This is a genomic window from Pectobacterium polonicum, assembly GCF_005497185.1.
GTDB classification, from domain to species: Bacteria; Pseudomonadota; Gammaproteobacteria; order Enterobacterales; family Enterobacteriaceae; genus Pectobacterium; species Pectobacterium polonicum.
The window spans coordinates 202,368-228,532 of sequence record NZ_RJTN01000003.1 but is presented as its reverse complement, the minus strand read 5'-3'; the positions used below and the strand labels follow the sequence as shown (position 1 = coordinate 228,532).

Genomic DNA, 26,165 nt, shown 5'->3' with positions numbered 1-26,165 from the left:
TCGTAAAACAACAGAGACAAAAAAACCGGCCTAAGCCGGTTTTTTTTTAGCAACTACACGCAGATGCGTGATTATTGCATGGCGTTGATGCGCGCAACCAGATTGGATTTATGACGTGCAGCTTTGTTCTTGTGAATCAGACCTTTACCAGCCTGACGATCCACAATCGGTTGCATGTCATTAAACGCTTTCTGTGCCACTTCTTTATCGCCAGTAGCGATCGCCGCGTATACTTTCTTGATGAAAGTACGCATCATTGAGCGACGGCTTGCGTTATGCTTACGGCGCTTCTCAGATTGTACGGCGCGTTTCTTAGCTGATTTGATATTAGCCAAGGTCCAACTCCCAAATATATTCAATCGAGGACAATTCAAAGGCCGTGGAATATGCTCGTTTAGCCTTCGTTTGTCAATGGATTTGTGCAAATAAGCGTCGTTTGTACGTCGACACTTGTTACGTTGTGATGGCGCAGGATTTTAGCAGCTTCACGCGGTGGAATACAGCCTTTCGCATCATAATTTCATCTTGAATTTGATAAAGCCCTGTCTGCTATCGGTAAAGCCGGATTGGATGGGACATCCGCTACTTGGATATTCTGCATATGAGCCTCATTCATCGATGATTCAGCTAAAAAACGTACAAATACTGGCACGATTTATAGGGTGGCTGCAAAAGGCGCGAATCGCGGGTTAACCTTACTCGCTGTACAAGGTATAATCCGCCGATTTCCATAATTTTAACCCTTTGTTCTGGGCCAGCCATGCAGCTAATTCGCGGTATACACAATCTTCGGGCACACCATTACGGCTGTGTGCTCACTATTGGTAATTTTGACGGCGTGCACCTCGGACACCAAATGCTGCTCGAACGACTGAAGCAGGAAGGTCGCGCGCGTGGGCTGCCAGTGATGGTCATGATTTTTGAACCGCAGCCGCTGGAACTCTTTGCTACGGAAAAAGCACCCGCACGCCTGACGCGTCTGCGTGACAAGGTAAAATACCTGGCGCAGGCTGGCGTGGACTATCTGCTGTGCGTCAAATTCGATGCGTGTTTTGCCGCCAATGATGCTCAGACATTCGTCTCTTCGCTGCTGGTGAAGAAACTCGGCGTGAAGTTTCTGGTGGTGGGCGATGACTTCCGCTTCGGGGCTGGTCGTCAGGGTGATTTCCTGTTATTACAGAAGGCTGGGCGTGAGTCGGGGTTTGATGTCATCAGCACCAATTCGTTCTGCAATGGTGGTAAACGTGTCAGCAGCACCGCGGTACGTGAAGCGCTTAGCCGTGATGAGCTTGAACTGGCAGAAAGCCTGTTGGGCCACCCTTACTGTATTTCCGGACGTGTAGAACATGGCAAAGCGCTGGGAAGAACGATTGGATTCCCGACTGCCAACCTGCCGTTGAAACGTCAGGTTTCCCCCGTCAGCGGGGTGTATGCCGTCAGCGTTTATGGTCTGGGCGAAGAACCTCTGCCGGGCGTCGCCAATATTGGTACACGTCCGACCGTAAATGGTGATAAACGCCAGCAACTTGAAGTGCATTTGCTGGATGTGACGATGAACCTCTATGGTCGTCATATTGAAGTCGTACTGCGTAAAAAGATCCGTAATGAACAGCGTTTTGCTTCGCTCGATGCGTTAAAACAGCAAATCGCCGATGATGTGGTGACCGCCCGGACGTTTTTCGGGTTAAAGACACCGGTTTAATTTTTCTAGCCGAAACGAAATCGAGAATCTAATGAGTGACTATAAGACTACCCTGAACTTGCCGGAAACAGGGTTCCCGATGCGTGGCGATCTGGCCAAGCGCGAACCTGACATGCTGAAACGTTGGTATGAGCAGGATCTGTACGGGATTATTCGTAATGCGAAAAAGGGAAAGAAAACCTTCATTTTGCACGATGGCCCTCCGTACGCGAACGGCAGCATTCACATTGGTCACTCAGTTAACAAGATTCTGAAAGATATTATTGTTAAATCGAAAGGTCTGTCTGGCTACGATTCCCCTTATGTGCCGGGCTGGGACTGCCACGGCCTGCCGATTGAACTGAAAGTAGAACAGCTGATCGGTAAGCCGGGCGAGAAAGTCAGCGCGGCAGAATTCCGCGCTGAGTGCCGTAAATATGCGGCAGAGCAGGTTGCTGGTCAGAAAGCCGACTTTATTCGTCTCGGCGTACTGGGCGACTGGGATCGCCCTTATTTGACGATGGATTTCAAAACCGAAGCGAATATCATTCGTGCGCTCGGTCGTATCATTGAAAATGGTCACCTGCACAAAGGGGCTAAGCCGGTTCACTGGTGCGTAGACTGTGGCTCTTCACTGGCAGAAGCCGAGGTTGAGTATTACGACAAAACCTCCCCGTCCATTGATGTGGCGTTTAACGCGACTGATGTGGCGGCGGTATTAGCCAAGTTTGGCGTGAGTAGCGTAGACGGCCCTGTTTCGCTGGTGATCTGGACGACGACGCCGTGGACGTTACCAGCAAACCGTGCGATCTCGCTGAACGCAGAGTTCGATTATCAACTGGTTCAGATTGACGGCCAGGTACTGATTCTGGCGGCAGATCTGGTTGAAAGCGTCATGAAACGCGTGGGCGTGACTCAGTGGATAGTGCTGGGTGACTGCAAAGGCGCGGATCTTGAGCTGCTGCGTTTCAAACACCCATTCCTGGGCTTCGATGTACCAGCAATTCTGGGCGACCACGTGACGCTGGATGCGGGTACGGGTGCAGTACACACCGCCGGTGGTCACGGCCCTGACGACTATGTGATCAGCCAGAAATACAATCTGGAAATCGCCAACCCGGTGGGGCCAAACGGCTGCTACCTGAGTGGCACCTATCCTGAACTGGATGGCAAATTCGTTTTCAAGGCCAACGATCTGATTGTTGAAATCCTGCGTGAAAAAGGCATGTTGCTGCACGTAGAGAAATTACAGCACAGCTACCCGTGCTGCTGGCGTCATAAATCGCCGATCATTTTCCGTGCCACGCCACAATGGTTTGTCAGCATGGATCAGAAAGGCCTGCGTAAACAATCGCTGTCTGAAATCAAAGGTGTGCAGTGGATTCCAGATTGGGGTCAGGCGCGTATTGAATCGATGGTCGCCAACCGTCCTGACTGGTGTATTTCCCGTCAGCGTACCTGGGGCGTGCCAATGTCGCTGTTCGTTCACAAAGAGACGGAAGCACTGCATCCACGTACCGCTGAGCTGATTGAAGCGGTCGCGAAACGTGTTGAAGCCGACGGCATTCAGGCATGGTGGGATCTCGATCCGGCCGATGTGCTGGGCGCAGACGCGGATAACTACGTCAAAGTGCCAGACACGCTGGACGTCTGGTTCGATTCTGGATCAACGCACGCGTCCGTGGTGGAGGCTCGCCCTGAATTCGGCGGTCACGCAGCAGATATGTATCTGGAAGGCTCTGACCAGCATCGTGGCTGGTTCATGTCCTCTCTGATGATTTCCACCGCGATTAAAGGTAAAGCGCCTTACCGTCAGGTGTTGACCCACGGTTTCACCGTTGATGGTCAGGGTCGTAAAATGTCCAAGTCGATCGGGAATACCGTTAGCCCGCAGGACGTGACGAACAAGCTGGGCGCTGACATTCTGCGCCTGTGGATCGGCTCAACGGATTACTCTGGTGAAATCGCCGTATCCGATGAGATCCTGAAACGTTCCGCCGATGCCTACCGCCGTATTCGTAACACCGCGCGTTTCTTGCTGGCGAACCTGAATGGGTTTGATCCGCAGAAAGACATTGTAAAACCGGAAGAGATGGTGGTGCTGGATCGCTGGGCGGTTGGCTGTGCGAAAGCGGCGCAGGACGAGATCCTCGAAGCCTATGAAAGCTACGATTTCCACCGTGTGGTACAGCGCCTGATGCAGTTCTGCTCGATCGAAATGGGCTCGTTCTATCTGGACATCATTAAAGATCGTCAGTACACGGCAAAAAGCGACAGTGTTGCGCGTCGTAGCTGCCAGACTGCGCTATACCATATCTCAGAAGCGTTGGTACGCTGGATGGCGCCGATTATGTCCTTCACGGCGGATGAAATCTGGAGCTACCTGCCGGGCGAACGGGCGCAGTACGTGTTTACCGAAGAGTGGTATGACGGTCTGTTTGCGCTGGATGTCTCTGAAACGATGAACGATGCGTTCTGGGCGGATATCCTGAAAGTACGTAGCGAAGTGAACAAAGTCATTGAGCAGGCGCGTAATGATAAGCGCATCGGTGGCTCGCTGGAAGCTTCCGTCACGTTGTACGCCGACGCTGATCTGGCAGACAAGCTGAACCAGCTACAGCAGGAACTGCACTTTGCGCTGTTGACGTCAAAAGCGCGGGTAGAACGTTATGAAAATGCGCCGGATAGCGCACAGGCAACGGAACTCACCGGACTGAAAATTGCCTTAAGTGAGGCAGAAGGACACAAGTGTCCACGCTGCTGGCATTACGAGACGGATATCGGTAGCAATGCCGAGCATCCTGAAGTGTGTGGTCGCTGTGCGACTAACGTGGGCGGTAATGGCGAAGAGCGTAAATTTGTCTGATGAATAAAATCTGTTCGAGCGGATTGCGCTGGCTCTGGCTGGCGCTACTGGTTTTAGTTATCGACCTTGGCAGCAAGCAGTGGATTCTTGCCCACTTTGCGCTGGGAGATACGGTACCAGTGATGCCTTCTCTGAATCTGCATTACGCCCGTAACTATGGCGCAGCATTCAGCTTCTTGGCGGATAAAGGCGGCTGGCAACGCTGGTTCTTTGCCGGTATTGCGATTGCGATTGTAGTTGCACTATTGGTGATGATGTATCGTGGCAACGTCAAGCAGAAGCTAAATAACATCGCCTATTCGCTGATTATCGGCGGTGCATTGGGCAATCTGTTTGACCGGACATGGCACGGATTTGTCGTCGATTTCATCGACTTCTATGTCGGTGACTGGCACTTCGCCACGTTTAATTTGGCCGATACCGCTATCTGTATTGGTGCGGCGCTCATCGTGCTGGAAGGGTTTTTCAGTACGCATGATGATACTGATACCGTTAAGCAAAAGGGTCACTGATGTCTGAGACTGTGCAGCACAGCAGCGCGCTGCTGGTGCATTTTATTCTGACGCTGGAGGATGGCTCTGCGGCTGAATCCACGCGTGAGCGCGGCAAGCCTGCGCTGTTTCGTCTTGGTGACGGTAGCCTGTCTGACGCGCTGGAACAACATCTGTTGGGGTTGAAGCGTGGGGATAAACGCAAGTTTACGCTGCCGCCGGAGTCGGCCTTTGGGCCGACCAATCCGAACCTGATCCAGTTCTTCTTACGTCGTGATTTTGCCCAGACCGGCGTGCCGGATGTTGGCACCATCATGCTGTTCAGCGGCGTGGCTGGGAATGATATGCCGGGAATTATCCGTGATGTGACTGAAGAGTCAGTCACGGTGGATTTCAACCATCCTTTATCTGGTCAGGCGATTACCTTCGATCTTGAAGTGCTGGACATCGATCCCGTACAACAGGAGGCATCACATGCAGATTCTGCTGGCTAATCCACGTGGCTTCTGTGCCGGTGTCGATCGTGCTATCAGCATAGTGGAACGTGCGCTGGAGCTTTTTGGTACGCCGATCTACGTTCGTCATGAAGTGGTTCATAATCGCTATGTGGTCAATGGCTTACGCGAACGCGGCGCGATTTTTATTGAGCAGATCGAAGATGTACCGGACGGTGCGATTCTGATTTTCTCTGCGCATGGCGTTTCACAAGCGGTACGTAATGAAGCCAAAAACCGCGACCTGACGGTATTCGATGCGACCTGTCCTTTGGTAACCAAGGTGCATATGGAAGTTGCCAGAGCCAGTAAGAAAGGCGTAGAAGCCATTCTTATCGGGCATGCTGGGCACCCCGAGGTTGAGGGAACGATGGGGCAGTACAGCAATGCGGATGGCGGCATGTATCTGGTAGAGTCCCCCGAGGATGTCTGGCAGTTACGGGTAAAAGATGAAACTAATCTGTGCTTTATGACGCAAACCACGCTTTCTGTTGATGATACCTATGCGGTGATTGATGCGTTGCGCGAGCGTTTCCCAAAGATTGTTGGCCCGCGTAAAGATGACATCTGCTATGCAACGACTAATCGTCAGGAAGCAGTTCGTCATTTGTCGGATAAGGCTGATGTCGTGTTTGTTGTGGGGTCTAAAAACTCCTCAAACTCCAACCGCCTTGCTGAATTGGCACAAAGAGCCGGGAAAGCGGCTTATCTGATTGATGCTGCCGAGGATATCCAGGAATCATGGGTAACGGGCGTTGCGCAGGTTGGCGTCACCGCAGGGGCATCGGCACCGGATATTTTGGTTCAACAGGTGATTCAGCGCCTGAAAGAATTAGGCGGCAAAGTGGCGGTTGAAATGCAAGGGCGTGAGGAAAACATCGTCTTTGAAGTACCGAAAGAGCTGCGCGTTGAAGTTAAACAGATCGATTAGTCTGTTTCTGCGATAGGGCTTCGGCTCTATCGCTGCTATTCCCGTCTCTATCTCTCCTTGTATTCATTCATGAAAATGTTAATGCATAAAAATGAATTTTTATGCGTTATCCCGTATGGTTTATTTCCGAGCGTTTCTGCTTGTCTTCACACGCCCTAAGGCTTTTCATTGCTTTCAGACGCGATTCTGCTGGCTGTAGCGAGACAGTTTTGCTGATTTTCTGCGGCTTCAAACAGTATTTTCTAATCTGGCGGTAAATCCGCTGGCGATAGTGCGCAGCGCCCGTTAACCTGATGTTATTTTTATGTCGTCAGGATCAAAAAGAGAGAGACATTATGAAAGATTCATCCATCCGTATTGCGGTGGTCGGTGCGGGCGGCCGTATGGGGCGTCAGCTGATTCAGGCTGTTGAGCAAATGGACGGTGTGGTACTGGGCGCGGCACTCGAACGTTCTGGCTCGTCCCTGATAGGAAGCGATGCTGGTGAACTCGCTGGGCTGGGGAAAAGCGGTATCACCGTGAATGAAAACCTGGATGCCGTGCAGAATGATTTCGATATTTTGATCGATTTCACCCGACCGGAAGGTACGCTCGCGCATCTGGCATTTTGTCGTCAGCACCGTAAAGGCATGATTATTGGGACTACCGGCTTTGATGACGCAGGCAAGGCGGCGATTAAGCAGGCTGCGCAGGATATCGGGATTGTGTTTGCGGCGAACTTCAGCGTTGGCGTCAATGTCATGCTGAAACTGCTGGAAAAAGCCGCCAAGGTCATGGGCGACTATACTGATATCGAAATCATTGAAGCACATCACCGCCACAAAGTGGATGCGCCGTCTGGCACCGCGCTGGCGATGGGCGAAGCGATTGCTGATGCGCTGGGGCGCGATCTGAAGTCCTGCGCCGTTTACGCGCGTGAAGGCTATACGGGAGAACGAGATCCGAAAAGTATTGGTTTTGCTACCGTGCGGGCGGGTGACATTGTCGGTGAGCATACGGCGATGTTTGCTGATATTGGTGAGCGCGTTGAGATTACCCACAAGGCTTCCAGCCGTATGACGTTTGCTAATGGTGCTGTAAGAGCGGCTATTTGGATTAGTGCGAAGGAATCTGGTGTTTTTGATATGAGAGATGTGCTTTCTCTGGATGATTTGTAGTACTTTATTTTTTTTATAAAAATATATCTTTCTGAAAAAGGTGGGGTTTTTAGTTCTCACCTTTATTTTCATATTTTTGGTTTGTTTTTGTTGTTATCGCTGGCTTTTATTTGTGTTTTATTCTCTTTTTTCGTGATGGTTTACCTTCCTCACAGCCTAAATGTCCTTTACTGGTGATTTGTTACCCTTATTTTAACAAAATTGTCTCGCAACCGTTTACTTGTCTAAGTTGATACGGCTTTTTACGTCAGTGGGCGGTTATTTATTTCGTAAAGCATAAAAATAAGAGAAAAAAAGCGGTTTGGGTAGACAATCGGGAAGACCATCATTAAAATGCGCCCAATTTGCCAAAAATTGGCCTTACAGGTAGTTTTTGCATTGATTTAGTGGCTCGAATCTGAATTAATATGCAAATAACGTGATTGTTTATTCCTTGGAGGGTGTTTTGATTAAGTCAGCGCTATTGGTTCTGGAAGACGGAACCCAATTCCACGGTCGGGCCATTGGGGCAGAAGGATCGGCAGTGGGGGAAGTGGTCTTCAATACGTCGATGACCGGTTATCAAGAAATCCTTACTGATCCTTCCTATTCCCGCCAGATTGTCACTCTCACTTATCCCCACATCGGTAATGTTGGCGCTAATGCCAACGATGAAGAATCCCCCTCTGTACAGGCTCAAGGTCTGGTTATTCGCGATTTACCTCTGATTGCCAGCAACTACCGTAGTGAAGAAAGCCTGTCTGAATACCTCAAACGCAACAACATCGTTGCCATCGCCGACATCGACACCCGTAAACTGACCCGTCTGCTGCGTGAAAAAGGCGCACAGAATGGCTGCATCATCGCGGGTGATGCGCCGGATGCTGCTGTCGCACTGGAGAAAGCGAAAGCCTTCCCAGGGCTGAAGGGGATGGATCTGGCAAAAGAAGTGACGACGGCAGAAAGCTACAGCTGGTTGCAGGGAAGCTGGACGCTGGAAGGCGAATTGCCAGCGGCGAAAAACGAAAGCGAACTGCCTTACCACGTGGTGGCTTATGACTACGGTGTGAAACGCAACATTCTGCGTATGCTGGTGGATCGCGGCTGCCGCCTGACGGTGGTTCCGGCTCAGACGCCTGCTGAGGACGTACTGAAGCTGAATCCAGACGGTATTTTCCTCTCTAACGGCCCGGGCGACCCGGAACCGTGTGACTACGCGATTCGCGCGATCAAAACCTTCCTGGAAACGGATATTCCGGTATTCGGTATCTGCTTGGGTCACCAACTGCTGGCATTGGCGAGCGGTGCCAAGACCATCAAAATGAAGCTGGGTCACCACGGCGGTAACCATCCGGTAAAAGATCTGGATAACAACTGTGTGATGATCACCGCGCAGAACCACGGCTTTGCGGTCGATGAAGATAACCTGCCTGACACGCTGCGCGTCACGCATAAATCCTTGTTTGACCACACGGTTCAGGGGATTCACCGTACTGACAAACCGGCGTTTAGCTTCCAGGGGCATCCAGAAGCCAGCCCTGGCCCGCATGATGCCGCGCCGCTGTTCGACCACTTTATTGACTTGATTCAGACTTACCGTTCTTCAGCTAAATAATCAGGAGCGAGAAAATGCCAAAACGTACAGATATTAAAAGCATCCTGATTCTGGGCGCAGGCCCGATTGTTATCGGCCAGGCGTGTGAGTTTGACTACTCGGGTGCACAGGCGTGTAAAGCGCTGCGTGAAGAGGGTTACCGCGTTATTTTGGTGAACTCCAACCCGGCAACCATTATGACCGACCCGGAAATGGCCGACGCAACCTATATCGAGCCGATTCACTGGGAAGTGGTGCGTAAAATTATTGAAAAAGAGCGTCCAGATGCGGTGCTGCCGACGATGGGCGGCCAGACTGCGCTGAACTGTGCGCTGGAGCTGGAACGTCAAGGCGTGCTGGCCGAATTCGGCGTCACCATGATTGGTGCAACGGCAGATGCGATTGATAAAGCAGAAGATCGCCGCCGTTTCGACGTCGCGATGAAGAAGATCGGTCTGGATACCGCACGTTCTGGTATTGCACACAATATGGAAGAAGCGCTAGCGGTTGCGGCTGACGTTGGCTTCCCGTGCATTATCCGTCCTTCCTTTACGATGGGTGGCACCGGTGGCGGTATCGCTTATAACCGTGAAGAGTTCGAAGAGATCTGTGAACGCGGGCTGGATCTTTCGCCAACCAAAGAGCTGTTGATCGATGAATCGCTGATCGGTTGGAAAGAGTATGAGATGGAAGTGGTGCGTGATAAGAACGACAACTGCATCATCGTCTGCTCAATCGAAAACTTTGATGCGATGGGTATCCACACCGGTGACTCCATCACCGTTGCGCCAGCGCAAACGCTGACCGATAAAGAATATCAAATCATGCGTAACGCCTCGATGGCGGTACTGCGTGAAATCGGCGTAGAAACGGGCGGTTCTAACGTTCAGTTCTCGGTAAACCCGAAAACGGGCCGTCTGATTGTTATCGAAATGAACCCGCGTGTATCACGTTCTTCCGCGCTGGCGTCTAAAGCGACAGGCTTCCCGATTGCGAAAATCGCGGCTAAGTTGGCTGTAGGTTACACGCTTGATGAGCTGATGAACGACATCACTGGTGGCCGTACGCCAGCGTCCTTCGAACCGGCTATCGACTACGTTGTTACCAAGATTCCGCGTTTCAACTTCGAGAAATTCGCTGGTGCCAACGACCGTCTGACCACGCAGATGAAATCTGTGGGCGAAGTGATGGCAATTGGCCGTACGCAGCAGGAATCCTTACAGAAAGCGCTGCGCGGTCTGGAAGTGGGCGCAACGGGCTTCGATCCGAAAGTGGATCTGGACGACCCAGAAGCGCTGACCAAAATCCGCCGCGAGCTGAAAGATGCGGGTGCCGAGCGCATTTGGTACATCGCCGATGCCTTCCGTGCGGGGATGTCCGTCGACGGCGTGTTTAACCTGACCAACGTCGATCGCTGGTTCCTGGTGCAGATTGAAGAGCTGGTGCGTTTGGAAGAGCAGGTTGCTGAAAAAGGCGCTACCGCGCTGGATGCCGATTTCCTGCGTACGCTGAAGCGTAAAGGCTTTGCCGATGCGCGTCTGGCGAAACTGGCTGGCGTGGCGGAAAGCGAAATTCGCAAACTGCGCGATAAGTTCGACCTGCATCCGGTCTATAAGCGTGTCGATACCTGTGCGGCAGAATTCGCCACCGATACGGCTTATATGTACTCCACGTACGAAGAAGAGTGTGAAGCCAACCCGACTCAGGATCGTGACAAAATCATGGTACTGGGCGGCGGGCCGAACCGTATTGGTCAAGGGATCGAATTTGACTACTGCTGTGTCCACGCTTCTCTGGCGCTGCGTGAAGATGGCTATGAAACCATCATGGTCAACTGTAACCCGGAAACCGTTTCAACAGACTACGATACGTCTGACCGCTTGTACTTCGAGCCGGTAACGTTTGAAGATGTGCTGGAAATCGTCCGTATCGAGAAGCCAAAAGGCGTGATCGTGCAGTACGGTGGCCAGACGCCGCTGAAGCTGGCACGTGCGCTGGAGGCGGCGGGTGTGCCGGTTATCGGTACCAGCCCGGACGCGATTGACCGTGCAGAAGACCGTGAACGTTTCCAACAGGCCGTGAATCGTCTGGGGCTGAAACAGCCTGCGAACGCCACGGTAGCAACCATTGAGCAAGCGGTAGAAAAAGCGCGTGGCATCGGCTACCCGCTGGTTGTTCGTCCTTCTTATGTTCTGGGCGGCCGTGCGATGGAAATCGTGTACGACGAAATTGACCTGCGTCGCTATTTCCAAAACGCCGTTAGCGTATCTAACGATGCGCCGGTGCTGTTAGACCGCTTCCTTGACGATGCCATCGAAGTCGACGTCGATGCGATTTGTGACGGTGAGCGCGTACTGATTGGCGGCATTATGGAGCACATCGAGCAGGCAGGGGTTCACTCCGGCGACTCGGCTTGTTCACTGCCAGCTTATACGCTGAGCAAAGAGATTCAGGACGTGATGCGTCAGCAGGTTGAAAAACTGGCGTTTGAACTCTGTGTTCGCGGTCTGATGAACGTGCAGTTCGCGGTGAAGGATAACGAAGTTTATCTGATTGAAGTGAACCCACGTGCAGCGCGTACCGTACCGTTTGTCTCGAAAGCGACGGGCGTTCCGCTGGCGAAAGTCGCGGCACGCGTGATGGCTGGCAAAACGCTGGCTGAGCAGGGCGTCACCAAAGAAATTATCCCGCCTTACTACTCGGTGAAAGAAGTGGTGCTGCCGTTCAACAAATTCCCTGGCGTTGACCCGATTCTGGGGCCAGAAATGCGTTCGACCGGTGAAGTGATGGGCGTTGGCCGCACGTTTGCTGAAGCGTTTGCCAAGGCGATGCTGGGCAGCAATTCGCACATGAAGAAAACCGGACGTGCGCTGTTGTCGGTACGTGAAGGCGATAAAGCCCGCGTAGTGGATCTGGCGGCCAAGCTGCTGAAGCACGGTTTTGAGCTGGATGCGACGCACGGCACGGCGATTGAACTGGGCGAAGCGGGTATTAATCCACGTCTGGTGAACAAGGTGCACGAAGGTCGTCCGCACATTCAGGACCGCATCAAGAACGGCGAGTACACCTACATCGTCAACACCACCGCAGGACGTCAGGCGATTGAAGACTCCAAGCTGATTCGCCGCAGCGCACTGCAATATAAGGTGCACTACGACACGACGCTGAACGGTGGTTTCGCCACGGCAATGTCGTTGACGGCAGATCCGACGGAGAAGGTGACTTCCGTACAGGAAATGCATGCGATGATTAAAGGCTGATAGCTCTACTTCGGTAGGCAGTAAGCCGATAAGAAAAAGCCAGCGTTGGCAACAGCGCTGGCTTTTTTGTATTTTTACTTCGCCTGAAATCCTCTTTTCGATCAATATGCTTTCAGACCAATATTGAAGCGACTTCCTACGTCTTAAGCCAAGGTAAGATCATGTCCAGAACGCAACGTTTGCTCGATCTTTTACAGATCTTACGTCATCACCGCTTTCCCGTAACGGGAGCGTATCTTGCGGAAAAATTAGGGGTGAGCCAAAGAACCCTCTACCGGGATATTGCCACGTTACAATCGCAGGGCGCGCATATTGAGGGGGAAGCAGGGTTAGGATATGTCTTGCGGCCAGGATTTATGTTACCCCCGCTGATGTTTTCAGAAGAGGAAATTGAAGCATTGGTATTGGGCTCGCGCTGGGTAGCAAGAAGAACTGACGAACGTTTAGGGCGCGCGGCCCGTAATGCGTTGATGAAAATTGCGGCGGTATTACCACCAGACTTGCGCGACTCACTTGATTCTTCAGGGCTATTGATTGGCAAGGCAGAATTTACTCCCCCTGTGGTTATCGACTTATCAGTCCTGCGCCATGCTATTCGGGCTGAGCGCCGCACGGAGATCGCTTATTGCGACCTTCAGGGCGATGAATCTCACCGCATTATCTGGCCGTTCGCATTGGGATTCTTCGATCAAACGCACGTGATTGCTGCCTGGTGCGAGCTTCGTCAGCAGTTTCGTCATTTCAGGGCTGAACGCATTCGTAGCCTGACGGTTTTGGAGCAGCGTTATCCCCGTCGTCGCCAGCAGTTATTAAAAGAGTGGCATGAAAAAGAGGACATTCCTCAGCAGTAATGGCTACTGACAAAAATTGACATCAGGGCGTACTACGATGCATTCAGGCAAGCAGAAACTTTCTGCTTATATCCCACCTGATTACAGGGAATCTCTGATGAACGCACCAAATTTTATTATTTTATATGTGGAAGATGCCGTTGCCAGTGAACGTTTCTATCGTGAACTGTTTGATTTTCAGCCTATCGAGAAGTCGGAAAACTTTGCCATGTTTGCCTTTGACTCTGGGTTGTTATTGGGGTTGTGGTCTAAGCATGAGGTTAAACCGGTAGCCCAATTAGCAGGTGGTGGTAGCGAATTAGCCATCCGTGTCGAGAGTGAGGCTGCCTTGAATGCGATGTATGAAAGCTGGAAGACACGGGATATCACTATCGCTCAGGACATCACCCAGATGGATTTCGGTTTGACGTTTGTGGCACTCGATCCCGATCAACATCGGTTACGTGTTTACTATGCCAGCTACTAAGCTAACTTCAGGATAAGGCCATAACCCCCTTCGGTGAAAATCGGAGGGGGTATATCAATCCAGACAGCGGCAGGCGGCAATATCACCCCAGCGCCACTTTGATACCCAGTGCGATCAACACCGTTCCCAGCAGCTTATCTACCAGTTTTTGTACTTTAGCTAACCCGCGCCGTACCGGTTCGCTTTGGAAAAGTACCACCAATAGCGGCCACCAGACGACAGATAGCCCCCAGATAATCATGGCATACCACAGCTTTTCACCGATGCCGGAGTGAATGTTCAGTACCTGTGTAAACATCGCCAGAAAGAACAGTGTGGCTTTCGGGTTAAGCAGGTTGCAGAGATAACCTTGCAGGAACGCTTTCTTCAGGCTGACGTTTTGCTGCCCCTGATGTGAAACGTCCATCTTGCTGCCGCCACGCGATAATAATGCCTGAATACCGATCCAGATCAGATAGGCGGCGCCCGCATATTTCAGTACATTAAACAGCCACGGCGTGGTGGTGATGACGACGGCAAGCCCGGCGACGCAATATGCCATGTGAGTTGCCACGCCGCAGATTACGCCAAACGCGGTCATCAGCGCGGCGACGCGTGGGTAGCGCGCGGCATTCCTGATGACGAGGAAAAAGTCGGGACCGGGGGAGATCATCCCTAACGTGGCGATGGTCGCGACAAACAGCGATGTTTCTAACATGGTCATTCCAGCGAGTGAAAAGAGTAAGAACGTTTGAAATGATAGCGCCAGAATAATGAATTCGCATCACACTTATTGGTTATTCAGCGGCGATATGTTAACAATTACCCTTTCATTTTTTGTGGTTAATTTCAGGGGCGGGTTGAGAGAACAACATGGTCAGTGAACGTGAGAACCGTGAACCATTTATTAGTGCAAAACAAGTAAGTGGCGAAAAACGGATGGGTGAAGCGCCGCAGCAGCGGGAAATAACCCGACTGTGCATCCAGTGTGCGCTGCTGCTGTTACAGCATGGCGCAGAAAGTATGGTCGTTGAGCAGCTGTCTTCAAGATTGGGTATGGCACTGGGTGCCGATAGCGTTGAGAGTTCAATCTCGGCAAATTCGATTGTCTTGACCACCATCATGCAGGGGCATTGCCTGACGTCAACGCGGAAAAATGTGGATCGCGGCATTAATATGCACGTCGTCATTGAGGTACAGCATGCGGTGATCATGGCTGAGCATAAACTGCTGGATGTGGCGGGCGTGGAGAAGCGTCTGGGAAATATTAAGCCGCTGCGCTATCCGCGCTGGCTGATGGTTTCCGTTGTGGCACTCTCCTGCGGCTGTTTCAGCCGTTTGAATGGCGGCGGGTGGGATGCTTTTATTGTCACGCTGATTGCCAGCGGTCTGGCGATGTATGTCCGTCAGGTTTTTACCGGACGACACTTGAATCCGCTAATCAATTTCTGTATTACGGCGTTTGTTGCCACGTCGGCATCTGGGCTATTGATGCGCTTACCTGCTTTTTCTCAGACCTCAACGGTGGCGATGGCGGCGAGCGTGCTGCTGCTGGTTCCCGGCTTTCCGTTGATTAATGCTGTGGCAGATATGTTTAAAGGGCACGTGAATACCGGTCTGGCACGCTGGACGGTCGCGAGTTTACTGACGCTGGCAACCTGTATTGGTGTGGTGATGGCGATGTCGCTGTGGGGGTTACGCGGATGGGCTTAAGTTTACTGTGGGCACTGTTGCAGGATATGGTGCTGGCGGCAGTCCCTGCGTTGGGGTTTGCGATGGTCTTCAACGTACCGCTGAAAGTGCTGCCTTACTGTGCGCTGTTGGGTGGCGTCGGGCATGGCGTACGGTTTTTGGCGATACATTTTGGTATGAATATCGAATGGGCATCGTTTCTGGCGGCAATCCTGATTGGCATCACCGGCATTCGCTGGTCACGCTGGCTGCTGGCGCATCCGAAAGTCTTCACTGTGGCAGCCGTCATTCCGATGTTTCCCGGCATCTCTGCCTACACGGCGATGATTTCGGTGGTAGAAATTTCGCATCTCGGCTACAGCGAAGCGCTGATGAGCGTCATGATGACCAATTTCCTAAAGGCCAGTTTTATTGTTGGTGCGCTCTCTATCGGCCTGTCTTTACCGGGAATCTGGCTCTACCGCAAACGGCCAGGAGTATAAATAGCGTCGGAGCTCTCTTATATTACGTTTCGGTCTCGTCTCCATGTCGACGAGTGAAGGGGCTTTCCGTATAGTGTCAGCAATTTTCTGACCTACAGGGTTTTTTCACCATGGTTATTAGTTTGATTGCTGCACTGGCAGTGGATCGCGTGATTGGCATGGAAAACGCGATGCCGTGGCATTTGCCAGCCGATCTGGCATGGTTTAAGCGTAATACGCTTAATAAGCCGATTATTATGGGGCGTAATACCTTCCGCTCTATCGGTCAGCCGCTGCCCGGCAGACTGAATATTGTTGTCAGTAATCATCCGGGTGATGACGAGCGTGTGACCTGGGTCTCCTCGTTAGATGCTGCGCTGGCGGCGGCGGGTGAGGTTGAGGAAGTGATGGTGATTGGCGGCGGCAGTATTTATCAGCAAATGCTGGCGCAGGCTAACCGCCTCTATCTGACGCACATTGATGCTGAAGTGGAAGGTGACACGCATTTCCCTGACTATGAGCCGGATGAATGGCAGTCTGTTTTCAGCGAATTCCATGATGCTGACGAGCGTAACTCACACAGTTACTGCTTTGAAATTCTGGAACGCCGCTAAGGGTATAACATCACCCACATCCTTCTCAATGTGCTCTGGTAGCTGCTGAGAAATATCCGGTTGTGGGTGAGTCAAAAAGACAGGCATAGTTTTGTGAGCAACTGATTGTGTTAACCACTCGATGCGTGTTCCTCTATGCCGTCTTTCAAAAAAGTCAAAAATTCTCCTGCGACATTTTTGCGTTGCTTCATCGCTCTTTCTCTGAGCTATCACACTGAAATTAAAGAATTAAAACTGAAACCTCAGAATAACTGAAGTGGAATATAGAATCTTGTTTTGATGTACAAAAACTGGAGAGAAAATGTCCACATACTGGTGGCGCTGGGTGCATTACAGTTAGCATCTTTTTCATCTATTTAAAATCAATAAGTTAGCATTACTTCACCGCATGGAAAAATCGGTAGATTTTTTATCTGATAAAAAAATGTTATAAAACAAGTCTCTACTTTTAGTCTGTTCCCCGCGCGAGCGGGGATAAACCGCAATCTGATATTCAGTGAGATTGCTGATTTCTCTGTTCCCCGCGCGAGCGGGGATAAACCAAATGAGCAGTGAGATGAGGTAGGTTCATATTTGCGTCATCTGGCATCGATAGTATCAGGGTGGATAACGTTCTATACCGCTCCGTTGGTGGATAATAGAACACGATGCTTAATAGGTAGGAGACAGTACGCATGACGAATAGAAGCAGCAATCTGAATACTGATCGCTTGAGCGATCCACGCCGCCGCGAATTACCGTCAGATGGTCTAGAAGTTGTTGGTCTGGCTGGGTTTCTTGGTGGCGGTATCTGGTCGATTCCCGCCGAGGCGTTGGCCGTGCCGCCATCCAAACAGGTGCAGTCTGATACGACCTTCCCCTTTCTATGACAATGGCACGGCTAGCGATGGAATGGAGATACCGGTGTATTATTCACCCATTTCAGAGCGTGATATCGCCAGAGAGTTCGGTATTTGATGAAAGTGACGGTTGTGTAAAGTAGCGCTTATCGTCCCAACGCAGCATCGTCATTTCTCCCCCCCAACAGCACCCGGTATCCAGTGCATAAATGTTTTCCGGCGTGCCTTTCCCTTCCAGTGATGCCCAATGGCCGAACACAATAGCGTATTCCCCAGCGATTTGACTGGGTAGATCAAACCATGGTTTTAGCAGGGAAGGTGCCTGACCCGGTGGTTCTTTGCAGAGCATATCCAACTGTCCGCCAGAGAAACAGTAACGCATGCGGGTAAAAACATTGGTACTAAAGCGTAGACGTGCCAGACCGCTGAGCTCTGGGCTCCAGTGGTTCGGCATATCGCCGTACATGGCATCAAGGAAAAGCGGGTAACTGTCGCTGCTCAGGATCGATTCAACTTCGCGCGCACACATGAGTGCCGTCGGCAGATCCCACTGTGGTGTGATACCCGCGTGCGCCATGACCAACTTCAGATCGTCATCGACCTGTAAGATCGGCTGGCGGCGTAGCCAGTTGATTAGCTCATCTGCATCCGGTGCGGTGAGAAGATCGTTGAGGCGATCTTTCGGTTTGTTGCGGCTGATACCCGCATAAACGGCCAGCAGGTGCAGATCGTGATTGCCAAGCACCATGCGGACAGAAGAACCGAGAGAACGAACGAAGCGCAGAACCTGAAGCGAATCCGGCCCGCGTGCGACTAAATCGCCGGTTAGCCAGAGCGTATCCTGCTCAGGATTAAAGGAAACTTGCGCCAATAGCGCTTTGAGTTCAACTACACAGCCGTGAACATCGCCAACTAAATAGGTAGACATAATTAATGTATCAGTGAAGGGATAGCCAGACGGAAGACGGAGATTGGAACCTGAAATGCCTTACCCTGATGGTCAATCATATGGTAGTGGCCTTCCATTGTGCCGAGGGGCGTTTCTATGACGGCACCACTGGTATATTGGAACTCGCCACCGGGCTGGATAATCGGCTGTTCGCCGACTACGCCTTCACCCTGAACCTCAGTCTGCCGGCCATTACCGTTGGTGATCAGCCAATAACGCCCTAAAAGCTGGACTTCATGACGCCCCAGATTGCGAACCGTAATCGTGTAAGCAAACACGAAACGTTCTTCATCAGGCTCCGATTGTGATTCCACGTAGAAGCTCTGAACTTGTACACAAACACGGGGCGCATTAATCATGATGAACTCCAGTTATTCCTGTTTTGCCGGATGCTCGCTTAACCAGTTCGCCAATCGGCAATATTGCTCGACGGTCACATTCTCTGCACGGCTGGTCACATTGATACCCAGTTCGGTGAGTGTTTCTGGGGTGAACAGGTTACCGAGACTGTTACGTAGAGTCTTGCGGCGCTGATTAAACGCTTCCGTCGTGATGCGGCTCAGCACGCGAATATCACTAACCGGATAAGGGATTACGGCATGAGGCACGAGTCGCACTACAGCTGAATCGACTTTAGGCGCAGGCGTGAATGCTTCCGGTGGCACTTCAAGCACCGGAATCACCTGACAATAATACTGTGCCATAACGCTCAGGCGTCCAAACGCCTTACTATTTGGCCCTGCCACCAAACGGTTAACCACTTCTTTCTGCAACATAAAGTGCATGTCGCGGATAGATTGAGTATAGGTGAACAGATGGAACATCAGCGGCGTAGAAATATTATACGGCAGGTTGCCAAAAACACGCAGAGGCTGCCCAGCCTGTTCAGCCAGCGCGGCGAAATCGATCGTCATGGCGTCTTGCTGAATAATTGTCAGCTTATCCTTCAGTGTAGGATGCCTTTCCAACCGAGCCGCCAGATCCCTGTCCAGCTCTATCACGGTAAAACGATCCATTCTGTCGCCGACCGGAGCCGTCAACGCGCCAAGCCCCGGACCGATTTCTACCACGGCCTGACCTGGCTGAGGATGAATCGCCGAAACGATGCTATCGATCACGAAATGATCGTTTAAAAAGTTTTGCCCAAAACGTTTACGGGCGAAGTGACCTTGGTGTACGCGATTATTCATTACTATTCTTTATCATTTTAATGGCAAGATTTAATGCCGTGATGAAGCTGCCAGGCTCAGCGCTACCGGTTGCGGCCAGCTCTAGCGCTGTACCGTGATCGACCGATGTGCGGATAAACGGTAGCCCCAGTGTGATATTAACAGCGCGCCCGAAACCCTGATATTTCAGAACCGGGAGCCCTTGATCGTGATACATCGCCAAAACGGCGTCGGCGTGTTGCAGATACTTTGGTTGGAAAAGCGTATCGGCAGGCAATGGCCCAATCAGCGTGATGCCCTGTTGCCGTAACTCGTCCAGTGCGGGATTAATCACATCCAGCTCTTCACGACCCATATGGCCGCCTTCACCTGCATGAGGATTCAGCCCACAGACATAAATCTGCGGTTGAGTAATACCGAATTTTGTCTGCAAATCATGATGTAAGATCGTGATGACTTCATGCAGACTTTGACGGGTAATGGCCGCAGAAACGGCAGCGAGCGGTAAGTGCGTGGTCGCTAACGCGACGCGCAATTCTTCCGTCGCCAGCATCATGACGACGCGGTCACAGCTACTGCGATCGGCGAAAAATTCAGTGTGTCCACTGAAGGGGACACCGGCATCGTTGATAATGCCTTTATGCACCGGGCCGGTAATCAGCGCCGCGAATTCGCCGTTCAGGCAACCATCACACGCACGGGCTAACGTCTCAACGACATAAGCGCTGTTAGCAACATTCAGTTGGCCTGCAATGACGGTTGCTGGTGTGGCGATCGGCAGGACGGTGAGGCTACCCGCCTGCTGTGGCTGTGCAGGCTGGCCGGGTTGATAGTCACGCAGCGTCAGCGGCATAGACAACTGCAATGCGCGCATGAATAACAGTTCAGGATCGGCACAGCAAACGAGTTCTACAGGCCAGGCCTGCTGTGCCAGAGCAATCACCAGATCGGGGCCAATCCCGGCGGGTTCGCCGGGGGTGATCACAACGCGTGGCGTATTGCTCTCAGTCTGCATCAGTTCGTGGCACCATTAATCACTTTGACATAGGCCGCTGCACGCTGTTCCTGCATCCAGGTTTGCGCTTCTTCAGCGAATTTACGATTAAAGATCATACGGTACGCCTGCTCTTTTTGCGCCGCGTCGGTTTTGTCCACCTGACGGGTATCCAGCAACTGAATCAGGTGCCAGCCAAAAGAGGAGTGAACGGGCTGACTGATTTCACCTTTCTTCAGTTTCAGCAATGCATCGCGGAAGGCCGGATCGTACATATCTGGAGAAGCCCAGCCAAGGTCACCGCCCTGATTCGCCGATCCTGGGTCCTGAGAAAGCAGTTTGGCCTGTGCAGCGAAATCGGTGCTGCCGTTTTTGATCTGCTGTGTAACCTCGGCCAGCTTGGCTTGCGCCTGGCTGTCCGTCATCACGACGGAAGGTTTGATCAAAATATGGCGAGCATGGGTTTCGGTTACCGACACACTTTTGTTACCACCGCGGATGTCGTTCACCTTCAGAATGTGGAAACCCACACCAGAACGGATCGGACCGACGACTTGGCCTTTCTGCGCCTGTGTTAAGCGTTCGGCAAACAGCGTTGGGATCTCCTGCAACTTGCCCCAGCCCATCTGGCCGCCTTTCAGCGCCTGAGAGTCAGACGAATAGGTGATAGCCAGCTTACCGAAATCCGCCCCTTCACCGATTTGCTTCACCAGCGATGTGGCCAGATTTTCCGCTTCATCAACCTGCTGCTGAGTCGGGTTTTCCGGTAATGGAATCAGGATGTGGCTCAGATTCAGCTCGTCATTCTCACCGGTCTGGTTAGCAATTTGCTTCGCCAGCGTATCGACTTCCTGTGGCAGGACGGTAACGCGACGGCGAACTTCGTTGTTACGCACTTCCGAAATCAGCATCTCTTTACGAATCTGGTTACGGTAGGTGTTGTAGTTCAGACCTTCATAAGCCAACTGGCTCTTTAACTGGTCCAGAGACATCCGGTTCTGAGCGGCAATATTAGTGATTGCCTGATCCAACTGCTCATCCGTCACCTGAATACCCATTTTTTGCGCCATTTGCAGGATGATGTTATCCATGATCAGGCGGTCGGTAATCTGATGACGTAACGTGGCATCATCGGGTAACTGTTGCCCGGCCTGCTGGGCGTTCAGTTTGACCGATTGCAAAAGACTGTTTACATCACTTTCCAGTACGACGCTGTTATCGACGACTGCTGCGACTTTATCAACCACCTGTGGTGCTGCGAACGCGGTAGAGGCACTCAGTGCCAATCCGAGAATAAGCGTTCTCCAGTTCTTCATACCTTTCCCATTATTTCATCCGCAAGGCGGGTTAAAAGTTCCAACGTTTCAGTGAGACAGCCTGTTTGCTACTAACACTCTGCATGACATCAGAATGCGCGCTGGTAAGGCAAAATGCCTGAACGCAGCATTTTGTCTGAACCCAGACTGTAATTACTGCTTAAACCACGTAACTCGATATTAAATGACACTTTGTTGTCGTATTCGCTGCTGCGGCTGGCGCTGTTCCAGTCGGTAATTTTACGCTCATAACCGACGCTCACAGCCCAACAGCAGGTATTGTACTGTAAGCCAATAAGCTGATTTGCTGGCTGATTGGCTTTGGTGTCGTAATAATAAGCGCCCACGACAGCCCAACGTTCGACGATCGGCCAGCTCGCGGTGACACCAACCTGTGAGATACCTTGCTGGAAGCCAGGATTCGTGACATTAGGGATCATGTCGCGAATATATTCAGGGCTGGCGTAACGGTAGTTTAACTGCACCAGACGTTCTGCATCACGACGGTATTCTAACACGGCGTCGCCCAGCGCAACTTCGTTCAGACGATTGTCATACTGTAGACCACCGCGAACCCCCCAGCTGTCATCGATTTTCAGGAAGGAGTCACCTGCCCACACCTGACTGCCGTTGTTATCACTTTTGTCGAGTGACGTGTTGCGGTCACCGGTGCGTGGACGATCGAAGTAATAGATTTGACCAATAGAAGCGTTAAAACGTTCAACCAACGCATCATCATAAATACGCGTGGTGATACCGGTCACAAGCTGATTCGCGGAGGCGATACGATCCAGACCGCTGTAGCTGCGATCGCGGAACAGGCCGGAATAGTCGGTCTGCATCAACGTGGAGTCATAGCTATGGATGCTGCTCTGATCGCGGTAAGGCACGTACAGATATTGCGCGCGAGGTTCCAGCGTTTGGGTGTAAGCCTGCGACCAGTCCATTTCGCGCTCAAAGACCATTTTGCCGTCGACTTTATATTGCGGCATGACACGATTTACCGAATCTTTCAGCGCATCTTTTGTACTTTGGTCAATATTTGGCGTCGAGGACGCGCGGTAACGATCCAGATTATCCTGCTGGTAGTGCGTCGCTAACAGCTTGGCTTCGGTATTCAGGCTGGCCCAGCGGTTTGCCAGCGGGAGATTTAGCGTTGGCTCAACGTGCAGACGCGTCGCTTCCGGCCGGTTGTCGTTAACGTTGGTAAATTTTACCGCCTGACCATAAAGGTGCATATCAACCGGGCCGATATCATTCTGGTAGTAATTGATATCAAGCTGTGGTTCTGCGCGGTAGACATCACGACTGGTCGCATTGGAAAAGACCTGGAACTGTTTGGTAGACAGCGTGGTGTTCCAATTTTGGTTCGCATAACCTGCACTGAGTTTTTGGGTGACGTAGCCGTCAGTGGTTGAACCGTAATGCGAATCCAGATCGGTGAAGTAGCGGTCGTCGCTGACTTTTGTGTAGTCCGCGTTAAAACGCCACACCTGATCCATCACGCCGCTGTGACCCCAGTGGAGCAGCCAGCGGGTATCATTATCATCCTGCGGTGAGGTTTTGGCGTATTCACGATCGCTAGGTAGCCAGTCGAATTGAACAACGCCAAGACCCGGTGTGGTCAGATAGCGGAATTCGTTCTGCCACTGCATGCCGCGTTTGGTTTGCAGATGTGGCGTGATTGTGGCGTCAAAATTAGGGGCGATATTCCAGTAATAGGGCGTTAGCAGTTCAAAGCCATTGCTACTACCATATTTCGCATTGGGGATCAGGAAGCCAGAACGTCGTTTATCGCCGATAGGAAGTTGTAAATACGGGCTGTAGAACACAGGCACGCCACCGATCTTGAAACGCGCGTTCCAGATTTCAGCAACCTGCTCTTCTCTGTCTTGAATCACTTCCGAACCGACGACACTCCAGCTATTATCTCCCGGCAGGCAGGATGTGAAGGAGCCGTTTTCCAGAATGGTGTAGCGATTGCTGTCACGCATTTTCATTTTGTCGGCGGAACCACGCCCTTGACGGCCTACCATCTGATAGTCGCCTTCATAGACGTCGGTATCTTTGGTGTTCAAGTTGGCCCAGGCTTTAGGGCCCTTTAGGATGACCTGATTGTCGTCGTAGTGGACATTCCCCGTCGCGGTAATGGTGCGCGTTGGTGTGCTGCCCTGCGTTGCCGGGTCCAGTTGGTTCAGCTCCACCTGCTCTGCAGTCATGACGCTGTTACCCTGCTGGATGTTAACATTGCCGATGAATTTGGCATTGTCGGGATAATTGGCTTCGGTTTTGTCGGCCTGAATATTAACTGGCAGCTGATTAGGATCGCCTGTTACCAGCGGCCTGTTGTACGTGGGTACACCCAGCATGCACTGTTCAGCGAGATCGGCCAGCGCGTGCTGGCTGTAAAGCGCGGACCAAACCAGAGTGGCCAGCAGAGTTGGGAAACTTTTTTTCATACGTGTTATCAGGTGTTCCGTCATCAGGGGCATCATGTCGGCAAACGGTCAGAGACTATATCACTCGTTGGCGTTGCGCCAGTGTTAAATCCCCACCGCTATATACGCACCGCCGTTAGGTGCAAAGATAAATGACAGGTATGATAAAGCAATTTTTAGCTGACGGCATGAGGATTTGAGGAGTATATGCGGTATTGGGGAAAGTTGCTGGGGTTGGCGCTGGGAATTGTTTCAAGCGCTGGCATCTGGGGAATGATCATGGGCTTACTGATGGGGCACTGGATTGACAGAGCCCGGGCATCGCGTCGCCGTGATTATTTCTCTGCCCAGTCTACCCGTCAGTCATTGTTCTTTCTCACCACCTTTCAGGCCATGGGGCATCTGACCAAATCTAAAGGTCGGGTGACGGAAGCTGACATCAAGATCGCGACCAAAATGATGGATCGCCTTGAGCTATTTGGTGAGGCCAGAGCGGCTGCCCAGCGAGCTTTCCGCGAGGGAAAGGCCGGTCATTTCCCGCTGCGAATAAAACTGCGCAAGCTGCGCGATGCCTGTCTGGGGCGTTTTGATTTAATTAAGATGTTTCTGGAAATTCAGCTTCAGGTCGCGTTTGTCGATGGGGTTCTGCACCCAAATGAGCGTCGTGTGCTGTACGTGATTGCTGATGAACTGGGGGTGACGCGTGAACAGTTTGAGTTCTTTTTGCGGAATATGGAAAGCGCCACAGGGCAGCAGTCTCGGCAAAATCAGTCACGACAGAATGGTAAATCACATCAACGGCGCAACAGCAGTTATTCCAACTCCAACGGGCATTCTTATGGTGGCCAACGCCCGCCTTCGGCACCGCGCGGGCCAACGGTTGAAAGTGCCTGTCGTACATTGGGGGTGAGCAGTAGCGATGATGCCGCTACGATTAAACGCGCCTACCGTAAACTCATGAGTGAACATCATCCCGATAAGCTGGTCGCGAAGAAGCTTTCACCAAGGATGATGGAGATGGCCAAGCGCAAAGCGCAGGATATTCAGGCTGCCTATGAACTGTTGAAAAGTGCGAATCAGGCAAAATAATCCGTATCCTTCCCTTTTTTAATCTCTCCTCTGTTTCACTGCTCTATCATATCTGATTAAAAAAAACCGATTTAACAATTCCGTCAGCATATTTGGGCCGTCAGCATATTTGGCTCAAAAATCGGCTTCGCAACGGAAGTGCATCGGCGTATTGAACGTTGGGTGTGTGATCGCCAACTCTTGTGCGTGCAGCAAAAGGCGTGGAGCCATCGCTTTGGCATCGGGATGTGCATAAAAGCCATCGCCGAGGATAGGGTGACCCAGTGCGAGCAGGTGGACGCGTAGTTGATGAGAGCGGCCGGTAATCGGCATGAGCTTGACGCGTGTTGTACCATCATCGTCACGCGAGAGTACCTGATACGCTGTCTGCGCTGATTTTCCTGTTTCAAAGCAAACTTTCTGTTTCGGGCGGTTCGGCCAGTCACAGATCAGCGGCAGATCGATGACGCCTTCATCCTGTGCCATATGACCCCAGACGCGGGCAAGGTAGGATTTCTTGGGCTCACGTTCGCGAAACTGGCGCTTTAATTCGCGTTCAGCGGCTTTCGTGAGTGCCACGGCAATCACGCCGCTGGTTGCCATATCCAGACGATGAACGGATTCTGCTGCGGGGTAGTCCGCCTGAATGCGGTTCATGACGCTATCTTTGTGTTCTGGCGCGCGGCCGGGAACCGACAGCAGACCGCTGGGTTTATTCACCACCATGATGTGCTGATCTTGATACAGAATATGTAACCAGGGATCGGTAGGCGGGTTATAGGGTTCCATCGGAGCACCTTTCAGACAACATGTAATGTGTGATATTAGGGAGAACACGGGGATGAGGTTCCCGCAGGGAGACCTCGCCCCGTGGTA

The 26,165-nt window shown here is 51.8% G+C and carries 24 protein-coding genes; 15 read left to right on the top strand and 9 right to left on the bottom strand.

Translation table 11 applies throughout. The features are described 5' to 3' along the window. Positions 1 to 71: 71 nt before the first annotated feature. Entirely contained in the window at positions 72 to 335 is a 264-nt protein-coding gene (gene rpsT, locus EDI29_RS05655; RefSeq protein WP_005973217.1) for a 30S ribosomal protein S20, read from the bottom strand. Between the two features lie 425 nt (positions 336 to 760). On the opposite strand from rpsT, the gene ribF reads away from it, so the two are divergent. From ribF to EDI29_RS05605, 10 genes are all read left to right on the top strand, one after another. Further along, positions 761 to 1,702 (top strand): bifunctional riboflavin kinase/FAD synthetase, encoded by a 942-nt coding sequence (ribF, locus tag EDI29_RS05650; RefSeq protein WP_137740096.1) that lies wholly within the window; start codon positions 761 to 763, stop codon positions 1,700 to 1,702. Positions 1,703 to 1,733: 31 nt separating this feature from the next. Beyond that, a complete protein-coding gene (gene ileS, locus EDI29_RS05645) occupies positions 1,734 to 4,547 on the top strand; it encodes an isoleucine--tRNA ligase (RefSeq protein ID WP_137740095.1) in 2,814 nt (937 codons plus the stop codon). Continuing rightward, positions 4,544 to 5,059 carry a signal peptidase II gene (gene lspA, locus EDI29_RS05640; RefSeq protein WP_107169200.1) on the top strand — a complete coding sequence of 172 codons (516 nt, stop codon included), beginning with the start codon at positions 4,544 to 4,546 and terminating at the stop codon, positions 5,057 to 5,059. The genes ileS and lspA overlap by 4 nt, the downstream gene beginning before the upstream one ends. Continuing rightward, positions 5,059 to 5,532, top strand: coding sequence for an FKBP-type peptidyl-prolyl cis-trans isomerase (gene fkpB / locus EDI29_RS05635; protein WP_107169199.1), 474 nt, complete (start codon positions 5,059 to 5,061; stop codon positions 5,530 to 5,532). The genes lspA and fkpB overlap by 1 nt, the downstream gene beginning before the upstream one ends. Continuing rightward, positions 5,513 to 6,463 (top strand): 4-hydroxy-3-methylbut-2-enyl diphosphate reductase, encoded by a 951-nt coding sequence (gene ispH / locus EDI29_RS05630; RefSeq protein ID WP_137740094.1) that lies wholly within the window; start codon positions 5,513 to 5,515, stop codon positions 6,461 to 6,463. The genes fkpB and ispH overlap by 20 nt, the downstream gene beginning before the upstream one ends. Before the next feature lie 335 nt (positions 6,464 to 6,798). Further along, the gene (gene dapB / locus EDI29_RS05625; protein ID WP_137740093.1) at positions 6,799 to 7,620 is read left to right on the top strand and encodes a 4-hydroxy-tetrahydrodipicolinate reductase; all 822 of its coding nucleotides are present in this window, start codon (positions 6,799 to 6,801) and stop codon (positions 7,618 to 7,620) included. Positions 7,621 to 8,065: 445 nt separating this feature from the next. Beyond that, positions 8,066 to 9,214, top strand: coding sequence for a glutamine-hydrolyzing carbamoyl-phosphate synthase small subunit (gene carA / locus EDI29_RS05620; RefSeq protein ID WP_039324200.1), 1,149 nt, complete (start codon positions 8,066 to 8,068; stop codon positions 9,212 to 9,214). Positions 9,215 to 9,228: 14 nt separating this feature from the next. Then, positions 9,229 to 12,453, top strand: a complete 3,225-nt coding sequence (gene carB / locus EDI29_RS05615) for a carbamoyl-phosphate synthase large subunit (RefSeq protein WP_137740092.1) — start codon at positions 9,229 to 9,231, stop codon at positions 12,451 to 12,453. A gap of 161 nt (positions 12,454 to 12,614) precedes the next feature. Then, a complete protein-coding gene (locus EDI29_RS05610) occupies positions 12,615 to 13,304 on the top strand; it encodes a helix-turn-helix transcriptional regulator (protein ID WP_137740091.1) in 690 nt (229 codons plus the stop codon). Positions 13,305 to 13,401: 97 nt separating this feature from the next. After that, on the top strand, positions 13,402 to 13,770 hold the full coding sequence (locus EDI29_RS05605) for a VOC family protein (RefSeq protein WP_137740090.1): 369 nt from the start codon (positions 13,402 to 13,404) through the stop codon (positions 13,768 to 13,770). Positions 13,771 to 13,852: 82 nt separating this feature from the next. On the opposite strand, the gene EDI29_RS05600 is transcribed toward EDI29_RS05605, so the two are convergent. Continuing rightward, entirely contained in the window at positions 13,853 to 14,467 is a 615-nt protein-coding gene (locus EDI29_RS05600; RefSeq protein ID WP_137740089.1) for a LysE family translocator, read from the bottom strand. Positions 14,468 to 14,688: 221 nt separating this feature from the next. On the opposite strand from EDI29_RS05600, the gene EDI29_RS05595 reads away from it, so the two are divergent. The 4 genes from EDI29_RS05595 to EDI29_RS05580 all read left to right on the top strand — a co-directional run bounded on the left by EDI29_RS05595 (position 14,689) and on the right by EDI29_RS05580 (position 17,385). After that, on the top strand, positions 14,689 to 15,462 hold the full coding sequence (locus EDI29_RS05595; RefSeq protein WP_137740180.1) for a threonine/serine exporter family protein: 774 nt from the start codon (positions 14,689 to 14,691) through the stop codon (positions 15,460 to 15,462). Then, the gene (locus EDI29_RS05590; protein WP_048262415.1) at positions 15,453 to 15,923 is read left to right on the top strand and encodes a threonine/serine exporter; all 471 of its coding nucleotides are present in this window, start codon (positions 15,453 to 15,455) and stop codon (positions 15,921 to 15,923) included. Before EDI29_RS05595 ends, EDI29_RS05590 begins: the two co-directional genes overlap by 10 nt. Positions 15,924 to 16,033: 110 nt before the next feature. After that, a complete protein-coding gene (gene folA / locus EDI29_RS05585; RefSeq protein WP_107169191.1) occupies positions 16,034 to 16,516 on the top strand; it encodes a type 3 dihydrofolate reductase in 483 nt (160 codons plus the stop codon). 674 nt (positions 16,517 to 17,190) lie between these two features. Further along, a complete protein-coding gene (locus EDI29_RS05580; protein WP_137740088.1) occupies positions 17,191 to 17,385 on the top strand; it encodes a hypothetical protein in 195 nt (64 codons plus the stop codon). A gap of 52 nt (positions 17,386 to 17,437) precedes the next feature. On the opposite strand, the gene apaH is transcribed toward EDI29_RS05580, so the two are convergent. The 6 genes from apaH to lptD form a co-directional block, all read right to left on the bottom strand. Beyond that, a complete protein-coding gene (gene apaH, locus EDI29_RS05575) occupies positions 17,438 to 18,283 on the bottom strand; it encodes a bis(5'-nucleosyl)-tetraphosphatase (symmetrical) ApaH (RefSeq protein WP_137740087.1) in 846 nt (281 codons plus the stop codon). Positions 18,284 to 18,285: 2 nt separating this feature from the next. Next, positions 18,286 to 18,663, bottom strand: a complete 378-nt coding sequence (apaG, locus tag EDI29_RS05570; protein ID WP_107169186.1) for a Co2+/Mg2+ efflux protein ApaG — start codon at positions 18,661 to 18,663, stop codon at positions 18,286 to 18,288. Positions 18,664 to 18,675: 12 nt separating this feature from the next. Beyond that, complete coding sequence (rsmA, locus tag EDI29_RS05565; RefSeq protein WP_137740086.1) at positions 18,676 to 19,494, bottom strand: 16S rRNA (adenine(1518)-N(6)/adenine(1519)-N(6))-dimethyltransferase RsmA; 819 nt, start codon at positions 19,492 to 19,494, stop codon at positions 18,676 to 18,678. Next, complete coding sequence (gene pdxA / locus EDI29_RS05560; protein ID WP_137740085.1) at positions 19,487 to 20,488, bottom strand: 4-hydroxythreonine-4-phosphate dehydrogenase PdxA; 1,002 nt, start codon at positions 20,486 to 20,488, stop codon at positions 19,487 to 19,489. The genes rsmA and pdxA overlap by 8 nt, the downstream gene beginning before the upstream one ends. Further along, positions 20,488 to 21,783: a peptidylprolyl isomerase SurA gene (surA, locus tag EDI29_RS05555; RefSeq protein ID WP_137740084.1), complete on the bottom strand. Its 1,296-nt coding sequence runs from the start codon at positions 21,781 to 21,783 to the stop codon at positions 20,488 to 20,490. The genes pdxA and surA overlap by 1 nt, the downstream gene beginning before the upstream one ends. An 89-nt stretch (positions 21,784 to 21,872) precedes the next feature. Further along, positions 21,873 to 24,242 (bottom strand): LPS assembly protein LptD, encoded by a 2,370-nt coding sequence (gene lptD / locus EDI29_RS05550; protein WP_137740083.1) that lies wholly within the window; start codon positions 24,240 to 24,242, stop codon positions 21,873 to 21,875. A 186-nt stretch (positions 24,243 to 24,428) separates the two neighbouring features. Between lptD and djlA the strand changes: the two genes are divergently transcribed. Continuing rightward, on the top strand, positions 24,429 to 25,310 hold the full coding sequence (djlA, locus tag EDI29_RS05545; RefSeq protein ID WP_137740082.1) for a co-chaperone DjlA: 882 nt from the start codon (positions 24,429 to 24,431) through the stop codon (positions 25,308 to 25,310). A gap of 114 nt (positions 25,311 to 25,424) precedes the next feature. Here the strand turns inward: djlA and rluA are convergent, their stop codons facing one another. After that, the gene (rluA, locus tag EDI29_RS05540) at positions 25,425 to 26,078 is read right to left on the bottom strand and encodes a bifunctional tRNA pseudouridine(32) synthase/23S rRNA pseudouridine(746) synthase RluA (RefSeq protein WP_137740081.1); all 654 of its coding nucleotides are present in this window, start codon (positions 26,076 to 26,078) and stop codon (positions 25,425 to 25,427) included. Positions 26,079 to 26,165: the final 87 nt, after the last annotated feature.